The organism is Microbacterium sp. Leaf351 (assembly GCF_001423825.1).
In the GTDB taxonomy this organism is placed as follows: Bacteria; Actinomycetota; Actinomycetes; order Actinomycetales; family Microbacteriaceae; genus Microbacterium; species Microbacterium ginsengisoli.
In genome coordinates this window covers 83,331-87,363 of the sequence record NZ_LMPK01000036.1, presented here as the reverse complement: position 1 = coordinate 87,363, position 4,033 = coordinate 83,331, and the positions used below count along the sequence as shown (strand labels likewise).

Here is a 4,033-nt window from a genome sequence, read left to right as displayed (position 1 = left end):
GTTCCAGGCCCTGCGGGTCGAGGTCAACAGCGAGCTCAGCGTGCTCGAGCGCGCGATTCCATCCGCTCTCGATGCGCTGCGTGTCGGCGGACGCCTCGTGGTGATGTCGTATCAGTCGCTCGAGGATCGGCTCGTCAAGCGTGTGTTCGCCGAGGCATCGACATCGACCGCGCCGCGGGGGCTCCCGGTCGAGCTCGAGGAGTTCGCCCCTCGATTCCGTCTGCTCGTGAAGGGGGCCGAGCAGGCGTCCGACGCCGAGCGCGCCCGCAACCCTCGTTCCGCACCCGTGCGCCTGCGCGCCGTCGAGAGGATCCGTGACGCCGCATGAGCACCGCCACCGTCGCGCCGGTCGCGCATCCCCACCTTCTCGACGAGGACCTCCTCGTCTCCACCCCCCGCCCGCTCCGCGTCGTCGCGCCGGCGCGACGCCGCCGGCCGCGAGTGGCCTATGCCGTGGTCGCCGTCATCGGGGCGCTGCTGATCGCCGGCGCTCAGATGGGACTGTCCATCCTGACCACGCAGTCGACCTTCGACATCTCGTCAGTGGCGCAGCAGCAGCGCACGCTCAACCTGCAGAAGCAGGTGCTCAACGACAAGATCACGGGTCTCACCTCGCCCCAGTACCTTGCGGCGAACGCCGCGGCACTCGGCATGGTCACCGGCCAGAGCCCCAGCTACCTGCGGTTGAGCGACGGCGCGGTTCTCGGACCGCAGCGCGCATCGAACGCGACATCCTCCCTCGACGCTCTCGGCAACGGCTCGGTGCCGAACGCCCTCATCGCCACGACGCCGCTCGTCAGCAACGCGCAGGCGACGATCAACGGAGCCATCGCGCCCACGCCGGACCCGGCCGCCTCTGCGGCGGCTGCGAATCCGGCGACACCCCCCGCGCTGACCGACGGGCTGCCGACCCCGGCCACACACTGAATCCATGACGTCCCGCAACAGCCGCAGCACGCGGCGTCGCACCGTCGTCGGCTTCGCGATCGTGCTCGCCGTGCTCGCCGTCTTCACGGTCCGGCTCGTCGACATCCAGGTCGTCAACGCGGATGCGAACGTGCAGCAGGCCATGACCCTCGGCTACGGCGTCGAGCGCACCGTCAACGGCACCCGCGGCTCGATCGTCGACATGAACGGGAACGTGCTCGCCGGCACCGTGACCCGCTACGACGTGCAGATCGACCCGAGCACGACCAGCTCGACCGTGTCGCAGAAGCAGTCGGACGGAACGACGGCGAGCATCGGCTGGTCGGCCGCCGCCGCCCAGATCGCGTCGATCCTGGGCAAGACCCCGGCCGACGTCGAGAAGGTGGTCAGCGACGCGCTCGCTGTCAACCCGAAATCGCAGTACGCGATCCTCGCGAAAGCCGTCGACACCGATGCGTACACCAAGCTCTCCGCTCTCGGGCTGCCCTACCTCTCCTTCCCGACCCACCCCGTGCGCACCTACCCCGACGGTGCGGTCGCCGGCAACCTCGTGGGATTCGTCGGCTCGGACGAGCAGGCACTCGCCGGTCTCGAGCTCTCGCAGCAGTCGTGCCTGCAGCAGACGAACGGCGTCGTGCGCTATCAGCGCGGCAAAGACGGTGTCATGATCCCGGGTACGGAGGAGACGACACCCGCCGTGGACGGCGGCACCGTCACTCTCACGATCGATCGCGATCTGCAGTGGTACATGCAGCAGCTCATCGCCGAACAGGTGCAGAAACGCGCCGCCGTCAGCGGAACGATCACCGTGGTCGACATCAAGACCGGCGACATCCGTGCGGCCGCGGAGTACCCGACGGTCGACCCGAACAACATCAACGCGACCGCGCCCGAGTACTGGCGCAGCCACATCTTCACCGACACGTTCGAACCCGGCTCGACCTTCAAGGCCCTCACCGCCTCGATGCTCATCGATTCGGGCACCTCGACCGCCACCTCGACGGCATCGGTTCCCGGACGCATCACCTTCCCGAACGGGGCGACGGTGGTGGATGACTCGAACCACCGCACGGAGCTGTACACGCTCGCCGGAGTGCTGATGGACTCCTCGAACGTCGGTGCGTCGATCCTCGGATCCCAGCTCGCTCCCGATGTGCGCTACGGCTACCTGCAGAAGTTCGGCATCGGACAGGGCAGCGCCGTCGGCTTCATCGGCGAGGCGAAGGGCGATCTGCCGCCGGTGAGCGCCTGGGACCGGCAGAAGATCTACGACACGACCTACGGCCAGGGCCTCACCACGACCGTCCCGGAGCTGCTCACCGCCTACATGGCGATCGCCAACGGCGGCGAGAAGATCCCGCTGAAGCTCGTGCAGTCCTGCACGGCGTCCGATGGCACCGTCACCACCCCGGCCGAGCCGGCCGCGACCCGGGTCATGAGCACGGATGCCGCTCAGCAGGTCACCGACATCCTCGAGAACGTCGCGACCCAGGGCCCGCTCGCCAAGGCCGTCTCCATCCCGGGGTACGTCCTCGCGTTCAAGACCGGAACCGGTCAGCAGTACGACGCCGCGACCGGCGGCTACAAGGTCGGCGCGTACTTCACGACCCTGATCGGGTTCGCCCCCGCCGACAACCCCCAGTACCTTGTCGCGATTACCCTGAACGAGCCCCAGACGATAACCTCGTCGGCGGCCAACGCAGAAGGGTTCCAGAAGGCGATGACCCAGGTTCTGAAGACCTACCGGGTGCTCCCCGACGACGCGCAGCCGGTCACGCTGCCCAAGTTCGGCTGAGCGGATGATCGCGCTCACCCTCGGCGAGATCGCCGACGTCCTGCATGGCCGCCTCGTGACGGCCGCCTCCGACGCCGCTGACACGGTGGTGTCCGGGCTCGTCGACACCGACTCCCGCCAGATCGCACCCGGCGACATCTTCGTCGCCAAGCCCGGCGAGACCACCGACGGTCATCTGTTCGTCGACGCCGCGGTCGCCGCGGGCGCGGCGCTCGCCATCGTCGAGCGGGAGGTGGCGGCATCCGTCTCCCAGATCGTCGTCGCCGACGTCGTCGTCGCCCTCGCCGAACTCGCCCGCGAGGTCGTCGGGCGCGTGCGGGCGGCGGGGGATCTGCGGATCGTCGGCATCACCGGATCCAACGGCAAGACCACGACCAAGAACATGCTCGCCCGCATCCTCGAGGCCGAAGGGGAGACCGTCGCGCCGCGCGCGTCGTTCAACAACGAGGTCGGTGCACCGCTGACGATGCTGAGGGTGACGGCGGGCACGCGGTTCCTCGTGAGCGAGTTCGGTGCCAGCGGACCGGGCGAGATCGCCCGACTCGCGGGGCTGGTCACCCCCGACGTGGTCGTCGAGCTCATGGTCGGCATGGCCCACGCGGGCGGTTTCGGTGGCATCGAGGCGACCTTCATCGCGAAATCCGAGCTCGTCCACGCGATGCGCGGCGGCGGCGTCGCCGTGCTGAACCGCGACGACGAGCGGGTGCGCCGCATGGCGCCGATCGCCCTCGAGAAGGACGGCGAGGTGCGCTGGTTCGGCCACTCCGCAGAGGCTGACGTGCAGGCGACGGATGTCTCGGTCTCCGCGTCCGGCACCGCCTTCACCGTGCACGCCGGAGGAGAGGCGCTGCCGGTCCGGCTGCGGGTGCTCGGCGCCCACCACGTCAACAACGCCATCGCCGCGATCGCGGCGGCCGGCGCGCTCGGTGTCGAGCTCGCGGCATCCATCGCCCGCCTCGAGACCCTCGAGCTCGCAGAGCGCTGGCGCATGCAGCCGCTCGGCTCGGACCGTGTGCGCATCATCAACGACGCCTACAACGCGAGCCCCGACTCGATGGTCGCGGCTCTGCGCACCCTCGCCCAGATCACCGGCGAGGGCGAGCGCACAGTCGCGGTTCTCGGCGCGATGAGCGAGCTCGGCGAGTACGCCGGCGAGGAGCACGACCGCATCGGCGAACTCGCGGTGCGACTGCGCATCCAGCGGATCGTGATCGTGGGTGCCGCCGCCCGACGGATGTTCCTCGCCGCCGTGGCGGAGGGGTCGTGGAGCGACGAGGCCGTGTTCTTCGCGACCGCCGACGAGGCCTACGA

3 protein-coding genes and 1 pseudogene are annotated in these 4,033 nt (G+C 69.5%); all 4 read left to right on the top strand.

The genetic code is table 11. The annotated features are described in order from the left end of the window. Positions 1-328 (top strand): 16S rRNA (cytosine(1402)-N(4))-methyltransferase (gene mraW / locus ASG00_RS18465; RefSeq protein WP_235559571.1); only part of this gene is annotated, 328 nt, incomplete at its 5' end. Continuing rightward, positions 325-927, top strand: a complete 603-nt coding sequence (locus ASG00_RS12365; protein ID WP_056209966.1) for a hypothetical protein — start codon at positions 325-327, stop codon at positions 925-927. The genes mraW and ASG00_RS12365, both read left to right, overlap by 4 nt. A 4-nt stretch (positions 928-931) precedes the next feature. Next, positions 932-2,722 (top strand): peptidoglycan D,D-transpeptidase FtsI family protein, encoded by a 1,791-nt coding sequence (locus ASG00_RS12360; protein WP_056209964.1) that lies wholly within the window; start codon positions 932-934, stop codon positions 2,720-2,722. A 4-nt stretch (positions 2,723-2,726) separates the two neighbouring features. Continuing rightward, a pseudogene (locus ASG00_RS12355) lies at positions 2,727-4,033 on the top strand (UDP-N-acetylmuramoyl-tripeptide--D-alanyl-D-alanine ligase); the annotation flags it as partial.